Origin of the sequence: Streptomyces phytophilus, from assembly GCF_013870535.1 — a bacterium.
GTDB classification, from domain to species: Bacteria; Actinomycetota; Actinomycetes; order Streptomycetales; family Streptomycetaceae; genus Streptomyces; species Streptomyces phytophilus.
This window is the reverse complement of the sequence record NZ_JACBXC010001626.1, coordinates 1-1143: the sequence shown is the minus strand read 5'-3', so window position 1 is coordinate 1143 and position 1143 is coordinate 1. Positions and strand designations below refer to the sequence as shown.

Here is a 1143-nt window from a genome sequence, read left to right as displayed (position 1 = left end):
CCCGCGGCAGGACGCGGTGCCCGGCCAGCCCGCACAGCGCGGGCACCAGCGTCAGCGCGGCGGCCATCACGGCGATGACGGTGCAGAAGGTCGCGTACCCGAAGGACGCGAACACCCCGATCGTGCTGAGCCGGAGCCCGAAGAGGGACAGCAGGACGGTGGCGCCCGCGATGAGCACGGAGACGCCCGCCGTGGCCGTCGCCTCCGCCGCCGCGGCGCGCGGCGAGAGGCCGGCGCGCAGCCCCTCCGCCTGCCGGCCGACGAGCAGCAGCGCGTAGTCGATGCCGACGCCGAGGGCGACCATGGAGGCGACGGTGGGCGCGATGGTGCCGATGTCGGTGGCGGCGGAGAGCAGCGTGATGCCGGCGAACCCGGCGCCGAGGCCGCCGATGGCGACGACCAGGGGCAGCCCGGCGGCGGTGAACGAGCGCAGCGCGAACAGCAGGATGACCAGGGCGGCGCCGATGCCGATCAGCTCGGCGGTGATGGCCGGCTTGGTGACGTTCTCCGGTACCTGCCCGCCCAGTTCGACGTCCAGGCCCGCGGCCTCGGCCGGCTCGGCGGCGGCGCGCAGCGCGTCGGTGCCGTCCGTGCCCTTGATGTCGGTGATCTCGATGCGGTAGCTGATGGTGAACAGCGCCGTGTCGCCGTCGCGGGAGAGCACCGGCTCGTCCACCACGGACGCGCCCTCCACGCGCGTGAGCCGCTGGCGCACCTCGGCGAGGACATCGGCCGGCAGGTCGTCGCCGGAGTCGCTGTGGACGACGACGCGCGCGCTGGTGCCGGACATCTCCGGGAAGGCGTCGGCGAGGAAGTCGGTGCCCGCCTGGGCGGCCGTGCCGTCCGCGCGGTAGTCGTCGTGCAGGGTGCCGCCGAACGCCCCGGCGAGGGCGAAGAAGGCGGCGAGGGCGACGAGCCAGGCGGAGATCGTCCGCCAGGGGTGCGCCGCGCATACGCCGCCGAGGCGGCCGAGCAGTCGCGTCATGACCGTTCCTTGGGCAGATCCATTCGATTCCGGCACACGGTCGCGAGGGGCGCTTGCAGGCGACTTGGAGAACTCTTGGAACGGGCCGGGCCGGGCAGGGCTCCGGCGCAGCTGAGGGAGGCCCGGCGGGACCCGGGAGGGGCTCCGGGCCCCGGAGG

At 75.0% G+C, this 1143-nt stretch carries 1 protein-coding gene; it reads right to left on the bottom strand.

Going from position 1 to position 1143, the window contains the following annotated elements; all coding sequences use genetic code 11:
• A partial coding sequence (locus H5J30_RS34735; protein WP_181791786.1) for an MMPL family transporter occupies nt 1-985 on the bottom strand: 985 nt, incomplete at its 3' end.
• Nucleotides 986-1143 lie beyond the last annotated feature (158 nt).